The organism is Dysosmobacter welbionis (assembly GCF_005121165.3).
GTDB lineage: Bacteria > Bacillota > Clostridia > Oscillospirales > Oscillospiraceae > Oscillibacter > Oscillibacter welbionis.
The window spans coordinates 3,380,825-3,399,185 of the sequence record NZ_CP034413.3 but is presented as its reverse complement, the minus strand read 5'-3'; the positions used below and the strand labels follow the sequence as shown (position 1 = coordinate 3,399,185).

The window sequence follows — 18,361 nt, the reverse complement described above, 5'->3', positions numbered from 1 at the left end:
ATACCAAAAGCCCCGGGCACACGTGTGTGTCCGGGGCTTCTCTCTTTTCCGTTGCCTTCAGCTTCGGTGTGCCCGATCCCTGACAGCGGCCAACAGCGCGTGACGCTCGTTGGGCAGGGAGTCATCCAGCACAGCGTTCAGCAGTTCCCGCAAAGTCTGTCCCACCGCGGGGCCGGAGAGTCCCATGGCCAGCAGGTCCCGCCCGTTCACCGCCAGCTGCCGCAGGGATACGCAGGCGCCCTCCACCAGCAGCTGGTCCAGGATGCATTCCGCCCTGTCGATCTCCCCCTGCAGGAAGCGGTACGCCGGGGCCTGAGCCAGATTGTCCGCTCGCTTCACATCCAGCAGACGCCGCAGGTCCCGCTCCCCCAGTGCCCCCAGTGCCCGAGCCACGCCCGGGCGGGTGCGTGGGATGTTGCGGTCATGCCAAGCCACCAGCTGCACCACCGTCTCCCGGAGAACCGTCTCGGCCCGGAGGCGACCCAGCATGGCCTCCGCCATGCGGGCGCTCTCCGCCGGATGGCCGTAAAAGTGTCCGCAGCCCAGCCCATCCACTGTAAAGCAATTTGGCTTTCCAATATCGTGAAGCAGCATGGTCAGCCGCAGCTCCGGCTCCGGTTTTACTTTCTCCATGGCATGGAGAGTGTGCTCCCACACATCGTAACAATGGTGGCCGTTCCGCTGGTCAAACCCCACCATGGGCAGAATCTCCGGCCAGAAGACGCCAGCCACATCCGGATAGGCCCGCAGGACCTCTGCGGCCCATTTTCCGGACACCAGCTTTTTCAGCTCCGCCCAGATCCGCTCCGGAGCAATGGCTCTCAGCAATTCCCGGTTCCGGTGGATGGCCACCGCTGTATCCGGATGGACAGTGACCCCCAGCTCCGCCGCGAACCGCAGTCCCCGCAGGATGCGGAGGGCATCCTCGCCGAACCGGCGGTCCGGCTCTCCCACACACCGCAGGACCTTCGCCGTCAGGTCTGCCCGGCCGCCCAGAGGGTCGTACAGGGTCCCCTGCAGGTCCGCTGCCATCGCGTTGATGGTGAAGTCCCGGCGCCGCAGATCCTCCTCCAGAGAGTCGGTGAACGTCACGGTCTCCGGCCTCCGGTGGTCCCGATAGGCACCATCCCGCCGGAGTGTAGTGATCTCCACGCCACCCTGCTCCGTCTTTACGGTGACGGTGCCGTGGCGCAGACCAGTTGGGACAGCCCGGCCGGCAAACAGGGCCATAGTCTCCTCCGGCCGGGCGGAAGTGGTCACATCCCAGTCCCCCGGCATCCGGTCCAGCAGGGCATCCCGGACGCAGCCGCCCACGCACCATGCACCATACCCCGCCGCCTCCAGTGTTTTCAGGATCTCCCCTACCGGAGCGGGGATCGTTACCGTTGTCATGTGCCCACCTCCCTTATGTCCATTCTCCTTGCGTATCGCGGATCAGCTCTGCGGGCCGTCCCATCGCCACTCCATAAGAAGTTCCGCTTCCCCAGTCTCGGGATCCACGCCCTCCTCCAGGACACGGAACCCCTCCCGCCGGTAGAAGGCTGCCGCCCGGAGGTTTTTCCGGTAGACCTGCAGGCGCAGCTGCCCGCGGCTGGTCTTCACGTGGTCCAACAGCTGCCGACCCACGCCGCCGGACCGGGCCTCCCTCCGGACGAAGATGCCGGCGATGTAGTCTCCCAGAAGTCCGATGAAGCCTGAAATTTCGGCCCGCGCCTCCGTCTCAAAGACCCAGACCTCCGCCCGGGCCAGCGCAGTCCTGACCTCTGCAAAATGTCCCAGCCAATAGGCTGCTGGGATGAAATCGTGGGCTTCCCGGTTGGCGTCCAACCAGATGGCCGCCACAGCATCCAGGTCGCCCTTCCCCATTCTTCGGATCATGGGCCTCCTCCATTCCTCCTGTACCTCGCGCTGCTCTGATGATACCACACCAAGCGACCCGCCGCAAGGCAGGGGCCACCGGATTCTGCCTTTTGAAGTATGATCGTGATTTCACGGAACAAGGAAATCTTCTGTCATTTGGGTGAAACTATGCCTGGATCTCCGCTCCTTCACAGCCGGTCATGTTTCCACCCGTGGGCAAAAGACGTGGGCAGCTGTTTTCCCCGCGGAACACAGCTGCCCATGTTGTCCAGGCGTGGAAGCAATGCCTTCCGCCCCTCAGGCTGGAATTTCGGGAACTGAATTGCACCCCAAAACAGGCCCGCTCTATGCCTTCTTCCGTGTCAGGAAAATCCCAAGGATTGCTCCTATCAAGAGCATCGGCGCAAACCTGACAAACAGCCATTCAAATGCGTGAAAAGCGACTCCAACAACGGCGGTTTCCGGATCGTGATAATTCCACCCCAGATAAGGACTCCCGCAGTAAATGAAAACTGCGGAAATAATTACGATGGCCGTACACAATCCAATAAGCAGGCAGCGAGCTGTTTTTCGCCGCAGCTCCTTCCCCTGTGCCAGCTGCAAATTTATGATCTCCAGCTTTTCGGAAACCGCTTTCAGGTCATCAGCCTTCGCCGCTGTGACAGGTTCTCCGAGCAGCGTGCTCACAGGTGTTTCAAACGCCTCTGACAGGGAGATCAGCATATCAGCATCCGGAACAGACAATCCCTGCTCCCATTTGGAGATGGTCTGCCGCACCACATTCAGCTTGATCGCAAGTTCCTCCTGCGATAGCCCTTTTGATTTTCTGATGGCTTTGATGTTTTCACATAACATAGGGAATGAACTCCTTTCTGGTTAACGCCATTGTACGAGAAACAGCCTGTTTTCGCAAGCAACGTATATTAACATTTGCGTTCAGACTGTGCAGGCGGCTTTTGGCTTCTTTCTTTTGCGGCAGGCAAGATTTGTTGATTCCTGCGGCACGTATCCAAACCGGCAAATTACGCAAAGCTGCCACAGGTATGCGGCAAATTACCTTCCTCTTACGGCTGCGCTCAGTTTGGTGAAGCCGACGGAATTGGGGCCGCCACCGCTGATCTTGAAACGGGGCCCTGGATTTCTCTGGTTGCATTTTCCGTCTTCTCATACTATAATGAAATATTTGGTAAGGAATTGCAGGTTTTTGGGCAACCTCATGGTATTCCCACAGAATCATCAGCGGCGCGCTGGCAGTGCGCTTCAGATAAGGAGTCTTTTCATGATGAACAATCTCCATCCCATCCGCGACTATATCGTCCCCGGCAAGCGGGCCCATCTGGTGGGCATCGGCGGCGTGTCCATGTGCCCCCTGGCGGAGGTGCTGCGGGGCATGGGCCTCCATGTCCAGGGCTCCGACATGACGGAGAGCGACACGGTCCGCCACCTCCGGTCCTTGGGCATCCCCGTGGCCATCGGCCACAACGCCGAAAACCTGGGGGACTGCGATCTGGTGGTCCGCACCGCTGCCGTCCACGACAGCAACCCGGAGATCGCCGGTGCCGTGGCCCGGGGTATCCCCGTGTACGAGCGGGCCCAGGCCTGGGGTGCCATCATGCAGCGGTATCCCAACGCGCTGTGCGTGGCCGGTACCCACGGCAAAACCACCACCACCTCCATGTGCACCCACATCTTCATGGCGGCGGAGGCGGATCCCACGGTGATGATCGGCGGCACCCTGCCCCTGCTCCACGCCGGCTACCGGGTGGGCCAGGGGGACACCATCATCCTGGAGTCCTGTGAGTACTGCAACAGCTTCCTCAGCTTCTTCCCCACCGTGGCAGTGATTTTGAACGTGGAGGAGGACCACCTGGACTTCTTCAAGGATCTGGCCGACATCCAGCACTCCTTCCGCCGGTTTGCGGAGCTGGTGCCCCCGGCGGGGTCCGTCATCGTCAACGCGGACAACGCCAGCGCCATGGAGGCGGTGGCCGGGCTGGAGCATCCCATCTTCACCTTCGGCCTGGACCATGCCGCCGACTGCACCGCCGCCAATCTGACGGAGGTGGACGGCAGGCCGGTATTCGACGTGATGATCCGCGGCGAGAAATACGCCCGCGTAGAGCTCCACGTCTACGGCCACCACAATGTTCTCAACGCCCTGGCGGCAGCCTCTGCGGCCTGGGCACTGGGCCTGCCGGGCCATGCGGTGGAGACGGGCCTGGCCTCCTTCACCGGCGCCGGCCGCCGATTCGAGCACAAGGGTACCTATCATGGGGCGGAGGTCTACGATGACTACGCCCATCACCCCGACGAGCTCCACGCCCTGTTCACCACCGCCAAGGAAATGGGGTATGAACGGCTGGTGGTGGCCTTCCAGCCCCACACCTACTCTCGCACCGCCAAGCTGTTCGAGCGGTTCGTGGAAGAGCTGAAAATCCCGGACGTGGCCATCCTGGCGGAGATCTTCGCCGCCCGGGAGCAGAACACCTTGGGCATCTCCTCGGCGGACCTGTGCCGCAATATCCCCGGCGCTGTGTACTGCTCCACCCTGGACAAGGCGGCGGCGGCTCTGCGGCAGGCGGCCCGGCCCGGCGACTTGATCCTCACCGTAGGCGCCGGTGACATCTACCGGGCCGGGGAAAAGCTGCTGGCGGGGGTGTGAGCCGTGGAGATCTCAGAGAGCCGCACCGCCGCCCCGGCAGAGGGCCGCGCCGCCGTGGAGCTGGAGACCTTTGCCCTGCTGGACCGGCTGCGCATCCCCTATGCTTGGGTGGCCCACGAGACCGCCGACACCATCGCCGACTGCGATGTGGTCAGCGAGGTGCTGGGCATCTCCATCTGCAAGAACCTGTTTCTCTGCAACCGGCAGAAGACGGCGTTCTACCTGCTGACCATGCCCGGCGGCAAGCCCTTCCAGACCAAGGTCCTCAGCGCCCAACTGGGCACCACCCGCCTCTCCTTCGCCCCGCCGGAGCTGATGGAGTCCATGCTCCGCTGCACCCCCGGCTCTGCCAGCGTGCTGGGCCTGGCCTATGACACGGAGCGCCGGGTCCGGCTGGTGATGGACCGGGCAGTCCATGACGCGGCCTGGTTCGGCTGCCACCCCTGCAAGAACGACGCCAGCCTCCGCCTGCGGACGGAGGACCTGCTGCATGTCTTTCTCCCCCACACGGGCCACGATGTGACGGTGGTGGACCTGTAACGGCATCTATGGAAAAACGAGGACCGGACCGGTCCTCGTTTTCTGTTTTCCCTCAGTGGGGAGAGGTCAGCTTGATGCCGACAATGCCCGTCAGCAGCAACACGGTGAAAAACATCCGGGCGGCGGTCACCGGCTCCTTGAAGATCAGGATGCCCACCGCCACGGAGCCTACGGCCCCGATGCCGGTCCAGACGGCGTAGGCAGTGCCCAGGGGAAGCGTCTTCATGGCCTGGCTCAGCAAATAGAAGCTGGCCAGCATCCCCGCAATGGTCATCACGGACCAGCCCAGCTTCGTGAAGCCATCGGACAGTTTCAGGAACGAGGACCAGAACACCTCCAGAAGTCCCGCGCATGCCAGAAATACCCATGCCATGCAAATCACTCCTCCTCTGACAGCAAAAAATAAAAGGCGCCCGCGCCCCGCATCTCCAATGGCCTACGGATGCAGGGGCAAACGCCTTTGTCCGCCCGGCGGCGGACCTATATTGATGTTTTATTTTACAGATTTCCCGGGAAATGTCAAGTCCTTTCTACCACAGAGCGGTAAAACCGCTCCCGGTCCTCCCGGAGCATCCGCAGCTCCCCGGTGGAGAGCATCTGCCGGATGCGCTCCGCCAGCCAGACGTCGCCGATGCCCGGCTTCTCCCGGCCCAGAACCTCTCCAATGATGTTGGCGATCTTCGTCTGGCCCTCGGGCAGATGGCGTCGGATCATTTCGTCGTAGAAGTCCTCCCCCACGCTGCGGACCCGGCCGTTCACCACCGCCCGGAGCGGGGCGTTCTCCTGCCGGAGCACCTCCCACCGATGGGCCATAGCGCCCAGCATCACCGGCGGCAGCGGCTCCTCCCGGGACAGGAAGCGTCCGAACAGCTCCGGCTCCACCTCGCCCCAACCCAGGTAGGTCTCCACGACGCCGTCCGGCCGCTCCCGCCAGGGCGGCAGGAACACCACGCGGACGTCGGCCTTTGTGTCTTTCAGCAGGCTGGCAGCGTGGAGCAGACCGCAGGCGCCGTATGGCGTATGGTCCACCCAAATACGGACGGCGTCCCTAGAGCCGCAGGACCTCAATCGCTCCGCTGCCTCCAAATTCCGCTGCCAGTCCCGGTCCGTGGTCTCATCATCACCATCACACCACCGGCGCAGCAGGTCCCACCGGTCCGCCCCCAGCGGTTCTCGGATATCCCCCATATCCAGTCCCAGGGACAAGACCAGTACATCACTCGGACTGCCGCCCAGGGGGATGGCCTCCCGTTCCAGGGCCGCCTGCCGCCGCTGGGCCCGCTGGATCTGGTGGATCTCTTCTCCCGCGGGCGCTTTTCCGTCATCGAAGCCGATGACCGTAGTAGATGTCACATTTCCGCCGTCCTCTGTGCGGCTGAGAACGAATCCGAAGCCTTTCCGTCCGCTCCCGCCGCAGCGCTGGGCCACCCGCAGGGCACCGCAGGTTGACATATCAAAACACAGTTCCAGCATGGTCTTGCCTCCTGGATGTCACGGCTGCTGATCTTCTCAGGGATCCAGCAATGTTTTCCCAAAGCCAAAGCCCCATTGATAGGCCCAGCCCAAGGACGTGAGCAGAAGCACCGTCAGCCCGTAGCCGAAGAGGAGCCCCGTCGCCAGCCGCCGGAGATTACCGCTCTCATAGGGCGTACAGAGCTGGAGAAGTCCGTCCGCAATCAACGGAACCAGCAGCACAGCCGCCACTCCCGCCGGGGGATGGACCGCCCACCAGGTTGCCAGCCCCGCCAGGATGCCCGCCAGCTCCCCGGTGCACCGGGCGCAGATGGGAAAGGGCGTTCCGTCCCGAAAATGGAAAGAGCGATCCGGCCGGCAGTGGCATCCGAAGAGAATCGGAAGCCACCGCCAAAGCCAGCGCCGCAGCTTAATAGGCATACACCGCTGCGCTGATGCCCAGAACCGCCGCCGCAACGTACATCAGTACATAGGCGATCACGCACACCAGGGCGCCGATGCCCGCCGCCTTGGCAGTCCGGGGCTTGGTATCCTTCCATACCAGGAACAAGATCAATCCTGCAATGGGAATACAGCAGCCCAGAAGCCCCCACAGGAAGCCGCCGTTGTCCGCTGCCGGTGGAGGATTATTCGGTCCTCCGTTCTGAGGTGTGCCGCATTTCGGGCAGACCGCCGCATAGTCATCGATCAATGCACCACATTTTCTGCAATAAGCCATCGTTTTTCCCTCCAAGACACAGTTTGCCGCGTTCGCCTCCGCGCTGTCCCAAAGCCGCGTGGCGCCCTCCACCTGAGGGAACCAGGCACCTTGATTGTATCGGTCCCCGCACCTGCTGTCAAGGCTAATCCGACAGATTCCAACCAAAAGGGACAAGGCAGGCAGCTTTCGCTGCCCGTCTTGTAAAAAGTCCGGGAGATCTTACTTCTTGCTCAACGCCTCGTCGATGGCCTTAGCCGCGGTCTTGCCGGCGCCCATGGCCAGGATGACGGTGGCAGCACCGGTGACGGCGTCGCCGCCGGCATAGACATTCTCGCGGGAGGTGAGACCGTCCTCGTTCACCACGATGCCGCCCTTCTTGTTGATTTCCAGGCCCTTGGTGGTGGACTTGATCAGGGGGTTGGGGCTGGTGCCCAGGGCCATAATAACGCAGTCCACGTCCACGTCGAACTCACTGCCGGGGACCTCGATGGGACGGCGGCGGCCGGAGGCATCGGGCTCGCCCAGTTCCATCCGGATGCAGCGGATTCCCTTCACATCGTCGTTCTCGTCCGCCAGCACCTCCACCGGGTTGCAGAGAGTCTTGAAGATGATGCCTTCCTCCTCGGCGTGCTCCACCTCTTCACGGCGGGCGGGCAGCTCCTCCATGCCGCGGCGGTACACAACATAGACCTCTGCACCCAGGCGCTTGGCGCACCGGGCGGCGTCCATGGCCACGTTGCCGCCGCCTACGACGGCCACCTTCTTGGGATGGATGAGGGGCGTGTCGGAATCGGGCAGGTATGCCTTCATCAGGTTGATGCGGGTCAGGAACTCGTTGGCGGACAGCACGCCCTTGTAGTTGACGCCGGGGATGTTCATGAACATAGGCAGGCCGGCGCCGGAGCCGATGAACACGGCCTCAAAACCCATCTCATCCATCAGCTCGTCCACGGTGATGGTGCGGCCCACCACGGTATCGGTCATGATCTTCACGCCGAAGTGTTCCAGCCGGGCCACCTCCTTGGCCACAATGGCCTTGGGCAGACGGAACTCCGGGATGCCGTACACCAGCACGCCGCCAACCTGGTGCAGCGCCTCGAACACGGTGACGTCATACCCCTTCCGGGCCAGATCGCCGGCACAGGTCAGGCCCGCAGGGCCGGAGCCTACCACAGCTACCTTGTGGCCGTTGCTCTCCGGCACGACGGGAGCGCCGCCCTGATGGCCGTGGGTATTGTGATAGTCCGCCACAAACCGCTCCAGACGGCCGATGCCCACGGGCTCACCCTTGATGCCCCGGATGCACTGGCCCTCGCACTGGTTCTCCTGGGGGCAGACACGGCCGCAGATGGCGGGCAGGCTGTTGGTGGAGGTGATGACGCCGAAGGCCTCGTCAAACTTGCCTTCCGCCACCTTGGCGATGAACTCGGGAATATGTACGTTCACGGGGCAGCCGTTCACGCACTTGGGGTTCTTGCAGTTCAGGCAGCGCTTGGCCTCGTCGATGGCCATTTCCTCAGTATAGCCCAGGGCCACCTCGTCGAAGTTCTTGTTGCGGACATCGGGCTCCTGAGAGGGCATGGGATTCTTCTTCAAAGACATATTGGCCATGATTATTCGGCCTCCTTCTTGAACAGGTTGCAGGTCTCCTCATATTTGTGGGCCTCAAAGTCCCGATACATCTGGTTCCGCTTGACCGCCAGATCCCAGTCCACCTTGTGGCCGTCGAAATCCGGGCCGTCCACGCAGGCGAACTTCATCTCGCCGCCCACGCTCAGGCGGCAGCCGCCGCACATGCCGGTGCCGTCAATCATGATGGGGCTCATGGAAACGGTGGTGGGGATGCCGTAGGGCTCCGTGGTCTTGGAAACAAATTTCATCATCACCATGGGACCGATGGCGAACACCTCATCATACTGGTTGCCAGCGTCAATCAGCTCCTTCAGCGCCTCGGTGACAACGCCCTTCTGGCCATAGGAGCCGTCGTCGGTGCAGACCTTCAGTACGCTGCTTGCGGCCCGGAACTCATCCTCCAGGATCACCAGATCCTTGTTCTTGAAGCCGATGACGGCGTGGACCTCGGCCCCGCAGTCGTGGAACTTCTTCAGCACGGGATACGCGATGGCGCAGCCGACACCGCCGCCCACCACGCAGACCTTCTTCTTGCCCTCGGTCTCGGTGGCCTTGCCCAGGGGGCCCACAAAGTCCTGGAGGCTGTCGCCCTCTTTCATGCGGCTCAGCTTTTCCGTGGTGGCGCCCACGGTTTGGACGATGATGGTGACGGTGCCCTTCTCCGGGTTATAGTCGTTGATCGTTATGGGGATTCGCTCGCCGTTCTCATCCACGCGCAGGATGATGAACTGGCCCGGCTGGGCCTTCTTGGCGACCAGGGGTGCCTCGATCTCATACAGGGTGACGGTGGGACGGAGGGCCTCTTTTCTCACGATACGATACATAGTGTTCCTTCTTTCCCGAATGATCGAATTTTGGTATTTGCGGCGATGTATCCTTCGACACGACACATTGTCTATACTTTAACACAACCCCCGAAAGCAGTCAATCCGTTTTTGCGGGGATTCTGCGAAAAAAATAACAAACTTTCCAGCGCCCCTTCTGGCCGGTCAATCATCCTGTACAAAGGGTGATGCGCCGCCCCTCGGACCGGAGGACGCCCTCCTCCTTCAATCGCTTCAGCTCCCGCATCATGGCGCTGCGGTCCGTGGCGATGTAATCCGCCAGCATACTCAGGGAGAAGGGCAGCTGGAAGGTCCGGCTCCCCTCCTTCTCCGCCAGCTGGTTGAAGTAGCACAGGAGCTTTTCCCGGATGGACCGGCGGGAGAGAACGTCCACCCGCTCGGACAGGGCCTGGGCCTTGTCTGAGATCAGCCGCAGCATATTCTGCACCAGCAGGCTATGATGGGTGCAGGCCCGCTCACACCGCTTCAGAATATGGGGATAGTCGATGAACACCACGTCGCAGGCCGTGCGGCAGACCACTTCCAAGCTGTCCCGGCCGGAGGTGGAAAACGCCAGGCTCTTGCCGAACACACCGCCGGGGCCCAGCTCCTCCAGCACAGTGGCGACTCCCTCCTCGTCGATGCGGATCAGGGATGCCTCCCCCCGCTCCACCACGCCTACGGCGTTGCCAGCCGGGCCGGAGAAGTCGTAGATCACCTCGTCCACCCGATAGCTCCGCTGCACCGCCTGAAAGCAGTCCAGCATCTGCTGGTAATTCTCGTACCCGATGTCCTGAAACAAGGGGCTCTTTTTCAGTTCCTGTGGGGTCAACATCGCGGCCGCTCCCTTCTGTTGCATATATCACATTTTATAATAACAGCCTCTGTCGAAAAAGTAAAGACCGTTCTCCGGCAGATTTCATAGATTATTCACCAATTCCCCAGGCATTTCCTGTATACTTTTTTTAGAAGGCCGGAAAGGCCGAATACGGGCGGGCCCCCGCCCTTAGAAATGAGGCAGCAAAGTGAACATAGCTTATTTTCTGCTCCCGAAGCACAGCGTCGCCTATCTGTACGATGACTGCACCTTCCGTCAGGGACTGGAAAAGATGCGGCACCACGGCTATACCGCCATCCCCGTCATCAGCCGGGATGGGAAATATGTCGGTACAGTCAGTGAGGGGGATTTCCTCTGGCAGCTCCTGTCCAAGGACTGCGAGACCTTGACTGCCTACTCCATGAAGGACATGGAGCGGCTGCAGGTCCGGGACATTCTGCGGGGCAACAGCTATCCTCCCGTCCGGATCACCGTCACCATGGAAGAGCTCCTCCACAGCGCCATGAACCAGAACTTCATCCCTGTGGTGGACGACCTGGGGAACTTCACCGGGATCGTCACCCGAAAAGACATCATCCGCTACTTTGCGGAGCAGAAGGATGCGGCGGAGCCGCTGCCTTTGCGGAAGATCGTATAAACCGACCGGGAGACGGCGGGGCACTGCCCCGCCGCCTTTTTTCTCCCCCGCTTTTATCCCATCATATCATCCAGGGAGTATTTGCGCACCTGGCCTGGCGGGCCCCCGTCCCGGGTGGCCACTCCCGCCACATAGCCCGGAAAGGTGTCCAGAAAATAGAATCGCTCCCCAGGCTGGAGCGGGGTCTCCGACGCCAGCATGGTCCCCACGCCGGCGCCGCTGCGCTTGGCCCGGGCCTCCCGCCGGACCCAGCTCTGGAAGAAGGCCCGTTCCGTGGTCACATCCGCCAGACGCCGCATGGCCCGCTCGCTCACCGGCCGGATGTGCTCGATATCCACCCCCACCGGCTCCCCGGACAGGGCCACCAGCACCGCGCCGGTGGTGTGGCTCAGATTGAAGTGGACCTCTGGGAAATCCGGGAAGTAGGGCTTGCCCAGAGAGGTGAGCCGGATAGGCGGAAGCTCCCGCCAGCGGTACTGCTCCCACAAGGCATGGCGTAGAATGAGATAGGCGCACAGGGGCTCCCGCCGCTTTTCCGACTGCTTGATCCGCAGCAGCCGCTCCTGCCGCTCCGGGGGCAGCAGGGGCAGCATGGCCTCCGTCTCCCGCTCCGTCAGCGGGCGCTCCAACCGGGCCGCCCAAAGCTCGATGGACATCTCACGCCTCCTCTCCGCCGCTTCGACGCTTTTCTACCATTTTACGCAGGCCGCGGCAGTCTGTAAACCCACTAGGCAAAAACTTTTTGAAAAAATCCAGCAAAAAAAGAGGAAATCCCAAAAGAACGGGGTATATCTAAAATGTCTCGTTTTGGGTACGCCCTCGCTTTCGGGTATGACCCTCGGGAAATCTGGCAACACTCACCGAAAGGAGGAGACCTTGACATGCCCTTTCCCCAGAGCTTTCTGGACGAGCTGATGGCCCGGAGTGACATCGTGGACGTGGTGGGCAGCTATGTGCAGCTGACCCGAAAGGGCGCGAATCTCTTTGGTCTGTGTCCCTTCCACAGTGAGAAGACCGGCTCCTTCTCCGTCTCTCCGGACAAACAGATCTACTACTGCTTCGGCTGCAAGCGGGGCGGCGGCGTTATCAACTTCATCATGGAGGAGGAGAATCTCTCCTTCCCGGATGCGGTGCGCTTTCTGGCCAAACGGGCGGGGATGGAGGTGCCGGAGGAGGACGGCGACCGGGAGGCGGGCCGCAGGCGCCAGCGTCTGCTGGACCTGAACCGGGACGCGGCCCGGTTCTACTATCAGATGCTCCAACAGCCGGAGGGGCGGGCGGTGCAGGAATATCTGGACCGGCGGAAAATTCGCAGGGCCACGGCAGTGAACTTCGGTCTGGGAGCCTCTCTGGATGCCTGGGACGCGCTGATCCTGGCCATGACGAAGAAGGGCTACACGAAGTCGGAGCTGCTGGAGGCAGGCCTGGCGGTGCAGAACCGGAACGGCGGCCTGTACGACAAGTTCCGCAACCGGCTCATCTTTCCTGTCATCGATGTGCGGGGAGACGTGGTGGCCTTCGGCGGCCGGGTCCTGGACAAGTCTGAGCCCAAGTACATGAACTCCCAGGAGACACCGGTGTACTCCAAACGGCGGGTTCTGTACGGACTGAATCTGGCCAAGAAATCCAAGCGGTCCAACATCATCCTCTGCGAGGGCAACATCGACGTGGTAACGCTCCACCAAGCGGGATTCGACAACGCAGTGGCCTCCATGGGGACGGCTTTGACAGTGGAGCAGACACGGCTCCTCAGCCGGTTCACGAAGGAGCTGGTGCTGTGCTACGACAATGACAACGCCGGCAAGATCGCCACGGAGCGGGCGCTGGAGATCCTGAACAACTCGGAGTTTTCGGTCAAGGTCCTTCAGCTGCCCCGGCGGCGGACGGAGGATGGCGAACTGGTAAAGCAGGACGCCGACGACTTCATCAAGCTCCAGGGAAAAGACGCCTTCGAGGCGCTGCTGACCGGCAGTGAGAACGGCATCGAGTTCCGCATGGCCCAGGTGGCGGGTAAGTACGACCTCTCCAGTGACGAGGCCCGTGTGGCCTACTGTGAGGAGGTCAGCGCCCTGCTGGCCGCACTTGCCAATCCGGTAGAGCGGGAGATCTACACCACCCGGGCCGCAGAGACCGCCAAGATCACGCCGGAGGTCATGAGGCTGGAGGTCCAGCGGGCCTTCAAACGCCGCCTCTCCCGGGAGAAGCGGCAGGAGCTGCGGCGGGACCTGAACCCGGCGGTCCAGCTCCAGCCCAAGGAGCGGGAGCTGCGATACGACAACATCCGCTCCGCCCGGGCGGAGGAGGGCATCCTGCGGCTGCTGATCCGGGACGAGAGCCTGTTCCCGGAGGAGCCGCCCCTGCGGGAGGAGCAGTTCTCCTCCCCACTGCTGGGCCGTGCCTTTACCACGCTGTGGCAGGCCAAGGCGGCAGGACGCGTCCCCTCCCTGGCGGCCCAGGCGGAGTTCTTCTCCCAGGAGGAGATGAACCATCTCACCGGCGTCTGCCAGCAGCCGGAGTCTCTGCGAAACGGACAACAGGCGCTGGCGGACTACATACGCATCGTACAGACGGAGGCCGAGAAGCGGCTGGGGGGCGGGACTGCCGACCCGCTGCTGGCGGCCACAGAAAAATACAAAGACAAAAAGGGTACTGGAGGAAAGCAGCATGGCAAATGAGTTTGAGTTGAGCCCCAAGGAGCTGAAGAGACAGGCAGACGCGCTCCTGGCGGCCGCAGATGCGGCGGAGAAGGCCGCGGAGAGGGAGCCGGCTGCAAAGTCTGCCAAAAAGTCCACCCGGAAAAAGGGGGAGGAGACGGCCCAGGAGGCCCCCGCCGTCATGACGGACGAGGAGGCCCGGAAGGCCGGCATCCTCCGGCTGGACGACAAGCAGGTGGCTGCGCTGCCCGCAGCCTCCTGGCTGATGAACAACGAAAAACTGCGGGAACTGCTGGCCCGCGGTAAGAAGAAGGGCAAGTTGGACTCCGCAGATCTGATGGACGCGGTGGATGACCTGAATCTGGAGAGCGATCAGATGGATCAGCTCTACGACTCCCTGGAGGCGCTGAACATCGACATCAGCGCCGACGATGCCCTGTTGGCGGACCTGCCGGATGACGAGCCCGCCGCAGAGGAGATCGCCGATGTGGAGGAAGAGGAGCTGGTGGATCCCAACACTCTGGTGAACAGCTTCTCCATCGACGATCCTGTCCGTATGTATCTGAAAGAGATCGGCAAGGTGCCCCTGTTGTCCCCGGATGAGGAGATCGACCTGGCCCAGGCCATGGGCGCGGGCAACGAGGCCGACCGGAAGCTGGCGGAGATCGACCGGCTCCGGAAGGAGGGGCAGGAGATCCCCTACTCCCAGGAGGAGATCGCCGCCTGGAAGTCCGCCCACGCCAAGGGTGAGACCGCCAAGCAGAAGCTGGCGGAGGCCAACCTCCGCCTGGTGGTGTCCATCGCCAAGCGGTACGTGGGCAGGGGCATGCTGTTCCTGGATCTGATCCAGGAGGGCAATCTGGGCCTGATCAAGGCGGTGGAGAAGTTCGACTACACCAAGGGCTACAAGTTCTCCACCTACGCTACCTGGTGGATCCGGCAGGCCATCACCCGGGCCATCGCCGACCAGGCCCGCACCATCCGCATCCCTGTCCACATGGTGGAGACCATCAACAAGGTGATTCGGGTCAGCCGCCAGCTCCTGCAGGAGCTGGGCCATGATCCGTCTCCCAATGAGATCAGCGCGGAGATGGGAATGCCGGTGGAGAAGGTCCGGGAGATCCTGAAAATTGCCCAGGAGCCCGTCTCCCTGGAGACCCCCATCGGTGAGGAGGAGGACTCCCACCTGGGCGACTTCATCCCCGACGAGGGGGCCAGTGAGCCCAGCGAAGCCGCCAGCTTCACCCTGCTGAAGGAGCAGCTGATGGATGTTCTCTCCACTCTCACTCCCCGGGAGGAAAAGGTTCTAAAGCTCCGCTTCGGCATCGAGGACGGCCGCACCCGCACCCTGGAGGAAGTGGGCAAGGAATTCAACGTTACCCGGGAGCGCATCCGCCAGATCGAGGCCAAGGCCCTGCGGAAACTGCGCCACCCCAGCCGCAGCAAAAAGCTGAAGGATTTTCTGAACTGAAAAAACACAGACAGGCGCTGTCCCGCATGGGGCAGCGCCTGTTGTCTCTTCTGATCTCCGTCACGACGGAAAGTCCTGGATCACCGTCAGAAAGTCCCGGCCGTACCGCTCCGCCTTGGCGGAGCCCACGCCGCTGACCGCACGCAGCTCCGTCGTGGTCCGGGGGCGGGAAATCGCCATCTCCCGCAGGGTCTTGTCCGAGAACACCACGTAGGCGGGGACTCCCTGCCGCCGGGCCAACTGGGCCCGCAGGGCCCGGAGGCGGCCGAACAGCTCCGCCGCATCCCCCTCCAGCTCCCCGGCCGCCGCCCGGCGGGCCGGGGCGGACCGGTCCTCCCGCAGCGTCTTCATCTGGAGCGTCGATTCGCCGTACATCACGTCCTCCGCCCGCTCCGTCAGCCGCAGCACCGGATACTGCCCCGGACTCAGCTCCAGCACGCCCTGGTCCAGCAGGAAGCGGATGCGCTCCTGGACCTCCTTCTGGGTCAGCTGACCCAAAGCGCCGTAGGTATCCTCCCGGTCCATGTGGTACTTCCGCACCCGCTCCGTGTCCGCACCGCAGAGGGTCTCCGCGATGACACCCACGCCGAAGTGCTGTCCGGTTTTGGCAATGCAGGCCACGATGGCCTTGGCGTCCCGGCTGACATCCACCTCTTCGAAGTTATGGAGGCAGTTGTAGCAGGCGCTGCAAGTGTCCGGCGCGTGCTCGCCGAAGTAGTGCAGGATATACTGCCGCAAACACCGGCGTGTCCGGCAGTAGCCGGTCATCTGCCGCAGCCGCTGCAGGTCCCGCTCCCGCAGCTGCTCGGCCGTCCGGGGATCCAAGTCCTCCCGGGGCTCGCTGTGGGTGATGAGAAACTCATTAGTCCGCACATCCTGGCCACTGTACAACAGGATGCAGCTGGAGGGCGCCCCGTCCCGGCCCGCCCGGCCCGCCTCCTGGTAGTAGCTCTCCATGTCCTTGGGCATATTGTAGTGGATGACATACCGGACATCGGACTTGTCGATGCCCATGCCGAAGGCGTTGGTGGCCACCATCACCTGCACCCGGTCGTAGAGGAAGTCCTCCTGGTTCCTCTGCCGCTCCTCTGGGGCCAGGCCAGCGTGATACCGGGCGGCGGCTACCCCCCGCTGGCGGAGGAAGTCGCACACCTCCTCCACATTCTTCCGGGTGGCACAGTAGACGATGCCGCACTTGCCGGGGCGGCCCTTCACCAGCTCCAGCAGCGCCGCCCGCTTGTCCGCAGGCTGCTGGACCTCAAAATACAGGTTCTCCCGGTCAAAGCCGGTGGTCAGCTCCAGCGGGTCCTGCAGGTCCAGCAGGCGGTGGATGTCCGCCTTCACGTCCGGCGTGGCGGTGGCGGTGAAGGCTCCCACCGGGGGCCGGTGGGGCAGGCTCTCCACAAAGGCGGGGATGTTCAGGTAGGAGGGCCGGAAATCCTGGCCCCACTGGGAGATGCAGTGGGCCTCGTCCACCGCCACCAGGGAGATGTCTGCCTCCCGCACAAAGGCCTGGAAGCCCTCGGTCTCCAGCCGCTCCGGGGCCACGTAGATGATCTTGTACCGCCCCGCCCTGGCCCGGTCCAGGGCCAGCAGATACTGGCGGAAGGTTAGGGAGCTGTTGAGAAACGCCGCCGGGATGCCCATCTGCACCAGCTGCGTCACCTGGTCCCGCATCAGGGACACCAGAGGCGAGACCACCAGGGTGATCCCCGACAGCAGCAAGGCCGGGATTTGGTAGCAGACGGACTTCCCCGCCCCGGTAGGCATGATGGCCAGCGCATCCCGCCCAGAGAGCAGCGCGTCGATGACCGCCTCCTGGCCGCCCCGGAAGACGTCGTAGCCGTAATAGGTTTTCAGTGCTTCTTCCTTGGTCATAGTCCCGTTCCCTCTGGGGCTGTCTTGCCCCTGTTTTCGCTTCCAGCATTGTAGCACATCTGTTCGCATAAGGCAAGGCCCCGGCGGTATACCGCCGGGGCCCGCATCCTGATCTGATTCAACCCAGCCAGCTGAGAAGCCGCCCCGCCTCCAGCGCCGCCAGGGTTCGGACACCGTCGAAATCCACATAGGGGTTGTAGACTGCCTCCAGCTTATCGTGGTTGGCTTTGGCGTCTTTCAGCGCCGCGGCCCCTTCCTCCCGCAGGAGTGCCGCCATCCGGGTCTGGAACCGCAGCCGGGCCTTGCCCTGAGGTTCCGTCATGGCGTCCAGCCGCACCCGGCGGAAGGGCTTCTGCCCGTACTCCATGCCGGGCCGGGAGGTGACGAAGGCCAGCCCCAGTCCGGGGATCAGCAGGTGCTCGATCCGCCCCGGCTCCTCCGGCGCGCAGCAGACGATGGTGTCCCAGCCGTTATCCGCCGCCGCCCGATGCAGCCGGGCAAGCATCTCCCCTGCCAGCTCCCAGCTGTCCGCCAGCTCATAGACCTTGGGGCACAGGGCGTCCACACTGTCAAACCGCCAGATGTACCCCTTGTGGGTAATACTGCCCAGGAAGCGGCGGGTGGTCTTCCCCGCCTCACCGCCCCGGCGGCGCAGCTCCCGTGAGAGAATGCCCGCCGTCCGGCGGTCCGCCTTCTCCCGGTCGAAGGTCTTCCGCACCGCCGCCACTGCATCCAGCTCCACCTGCCGGGCAGCCTTCAGATGGTGATAGGCCCGGATATATGCGGCCTTGTAGGCCCGGGTATGAGCCTTCACCTCCTCTGCCGCGGCCTTGGCGGCGGTGAGGTCGTAAAACCGCCCCAGGTCCACATACCGGTCCACCGCCGCAGGGTACCGGGGCTCCACCACATGAGGCGACGTACCATCCACCACGGCGCAGCGGAGCTCCGGCAGCACCACGCCGTCCAGGGAATCCGGGTCGCCGGAACACCATAAGTACTCCACCGGTGTGCCGGCCTCCTCCATGCTTCGGCCGATCTCCCGCATGAAGGTGGCCTTGCCCACGCCGGGGCCGCCTTTCAAAACCATCAGGTCATAGGTGTCTTCCAGGTCCACGATCTCCGAAAACAGGTTCTGGAAGCCGTCACCGCTGTTAGCGCCTGCGAAAAAATGGGTAACTTGAGCCATACGCTC

19 protein-coding genes are annotated in these 18,361 nt (G+C 62.9%); 5 read left to right on the top strand and 14 right to left on the bottom strand.

Annotation, left to right across the window (positions count from 1 at the left end):
* Window positions 1-57: 57 nt before the first annotated feature.
* The 4 genes from EIO64_RS17780 to EIO64_RS17765 form a co-directional block, all read right to left on the bottom strand.
* Window positions 58-1,392 (bottom strand): CCA tRNA nucleotidyltransferase, encoded by a 1,335-nt coding sequence (locus EIO64_RS17780; RefSeq protein WP_119310890.1) that lies wholly within the window; start codon window positions 1,390-1,392, stop codon window positions 58-60.
* Window positions 1,393-1,434: 42 nt separating this feature from the next.
* Entirely contained in the window at window positions 1,435-1,878 is a 444-nt protein-coding gene (locus EIO64_RS17775; RefSeq protein ID WP_021749453.1) for a GNAT family N-acetyltransferase, read from the bottom strand.
* A gap of 327 nt (window positions 1,879-2,205) precedes the next feature.
* A complete protein-coding gene (locus EIO64_RS17770; RefSeq protein WP_021749451.1) occupies window positions 2,206-2,715 on the bottom strand; it encodes a helix-turn-helix domain-containing protein in 510 nt (169 codons plus the stop codon).
* On the bottom strand, window positions 2,705-3,157 hold the full coding sequence (locus EIO64_RS17765) for a hypothetical protein (protein WP_145985064.1): 453 nt from the start codon (window positions 3,155-3,157) through the stop codon (window positions 2,705-2,707). Before EIO64_RS17765 ends, EIO64_RS17770 begins: the two co-directional genes overlap by 11 nt.
* Here EIO64_RS17765 and murC point away from each other — a divergent pair.
* Complete coding sequence (gene murC, locus EIO64_RS17760; RefSeq protein WP_036630415.1) at window positions 3,140-4,522, top strand: UDP-N-acetylmuramate--L-alanine ligase; 1,383 nt, start codon at window positions 3,140-3,142, stop codon at window positions 4,520-4,522. The genes EIO64_RS17765 and murC overlap by 18 nt on opposite strands.
* Before the next feature lie 3 nt (window positions 4,523-4,525).
* Entirely contained in the window at window positions 4,526-5,062 is a 537-nt protein-coding gene (locus EIO64_RS17755) for a prolyl-tRNA synthetase associated domain-containing protein (protein ID WP_136891713.1), read from the top strand.
* Window positions 5,063-5,114: 52 nt separating this feature from the next.
* Here EIO64_RS17755 and EIO64_RS17750 read toward each other — a convergent pair whose 3' ends face one another.
* The 7 genes from EIO64_RS17750 to EIO64_RS17720 all read right to left on the bottom strand — a co-directional run bounded on the left by EIO64_RS17750 (window position 5,115) and on the right by EIO64_RS17720 (window position 10,550).
* Complete coding sequence (locus tag EIO64_RS17750) at window positions 5,115-5,435, bottom strand: DMT family transporter (protein ID WP_136891712.1); 321 nt, start codon at window positions 5,433-5,435, stop codon at window positions 5,115-5,117.
* Window positions 5,436-5,581: 146 nt separating this feature from the next.
* Window positions 5,582-6,535, bottom strand: coding sequence for a DUF3658 domain-containing protein (locus tag EIO64_RS17745; RefSeq protein WP_021749446.1), 954 nt, complete (start codon window positions 6,533-6,535; stop codon window positions 5,582-5,584).
* Window positions 6,536-6,571: 36 nt separating this feature from the next.
* A complete protein-coding gene (locus EIO64_RS17740) occupies window positions 6,572-6,955 on the bottom strand; it encodes a DUF2085 domain-containing protein (RefSeq protein ID WP_021749445.1) in 384 nt (127 codons plus the stop codon).
* On the bottom strand, window positions 6,945-7,253 hold the full coding sequence (locus tag EIO64_RS17735; protein ID WP_036630414.1) for a zinc-ribbon domain-containing protein: 309 nt from the start codon (window positions 7,251-7,253) through the stop codon (window positions 6,945-6,947). Before EIO64_RS17735 ends, EIO64_RS17740 begins: the two co-directional genes overlap by 11 nt.
* 201 nt (window positions 7,254-7,454) lie before the next feature.
* On the bottom strand, window positions 7,455-8,846 hold the full coding sequence (gene gltA, locus EIO64_RS17730; protein WP_021749443.1) for an NADPH-dependent glutamate synthase: 1,392 nt from the start codon (window positions 8,844-8,846) through the stop codon (window positions 7,455-7,457).
* Window positions 8,847-8,848: 2 nt separating this feature from the next.
* Window positions 8,849-9,691: a sulfide/dihydroorotate dehydrogenase-like FAD/NAD-binding protein gene (locus EIO64_RS17725; RefSeq protein WP_025545016.1), complete on the bottom strand. Its 843-nt coding sequence runs from the start codon at window positions 9,689-9,691 to the stop codon at window positions 8,849-8,851.
* Window positions 9,692-9,860: 169 nt separating this feature from the next.
* Entirely contained in the window at window positions 9,861-10,550 is a 690-nt protein-coding gene (locus tag EIO64_RS17720) for a Crp/Fnr family transcriptional regulator (protein WP_021749441.1), read from the bottom strand.
* Window positions 10,551-10,716: 166 nt separating this feature from the next.
* Here EIO64_RS17720 and EIO64_RS17715 point away from each other — a divergent pair, with 166 nt between their 5' ends.
* A complete protein-coding gene (locus EIO64_RS17715) occupies window positions 10,717-11,166 on the top strand; it encodes a CBS domain-containing protein (RefSeq protein WP_021749439.1) in 450 nt (149 codons plus the stop codon).
* A gap of 53 nt (window positions 11,167-11,219) precedes the next feature.
* On the opposite strand, the gene EIO64_RS17710 is transcribed toward EIO64_RS17715, so the two are convergent.
* Window positions 11,220-11,822 (bottom strand): 4'-phosphopantetheinyl transferase family protein, encoded by a 603-nt coding sequence (locus tag EIO64_RS17710; RefSeq protein ID WP_021749438.1) that lies wholly within the window; start codon window positions 11,820-11,822, stop codon window positions 11,220-11,222.
* Between the two features lie 225 nt (window positions 11,823-12,047).
* Here EIO64_RS17710 and dnaG point away from each other — a divergent pair, with 225 nt between their 5' ends.
* Window positions 12,048-13,841 (top strand): DNA primase, encoded by a 1,794-nt coding sequence (gene dnaG / locus EIO64_RS17705; RefSeq protein ID WP_136891711.1) that lies wholly within the window; start codon window positions 12,048-12,050, stop codon window positions 13,839-13,841.
* The gene (rpoD, locus tag EIO64_RS17700; protein WP_136891710.1) at window positions 13,831-15,291 is read left to right on the top strand and encodes an RNA polymerase sigma factor RpoD; all 1,461 of its coding nucleotides are present in this window, start codon (window positions 13,831-13,833) and stop codon (window positions 15,289-15,291) included. The genes dnaG and rpoD overlap by 11 nt, the downstream gene beginning before the upstream one ends.
* A gap of 60 nt (window positions 15,292-15,351) precedes the next feature.
* Here the strand turns inward: rpoD and recQ are convergent, their stop codons facing one another.
* Both recQ and EIO64_RS17690 read right to left on the bottom strand, forming a co-directional pair.
* A complete protein-coding gene (gene recQ, locus EIO64_RS17695) occupies window positions 15,352-17,169 on the bottom strand; it encodes a DNA helicase RecQ (protein WP_119310883.1) in 1,818 nt (605 codons plus the stop codon).
* A 118-nt stretch (window positions 17,170-17,287) separates the two neighbouring features.
* Window positions 17,288-18,355 (bottom strand): hypothetical protein, encoded by a 1,068-nt coding sequence (locus EIO64_RS17690; RefSeq protein ID WP_119310882.1) that lies wholly within the window; start codon window positions 18,353-18,355, stop codon window positions 17,288-17,290.
* Window positions 18,356-18,361: the final 6 nt, after the last annotated feature.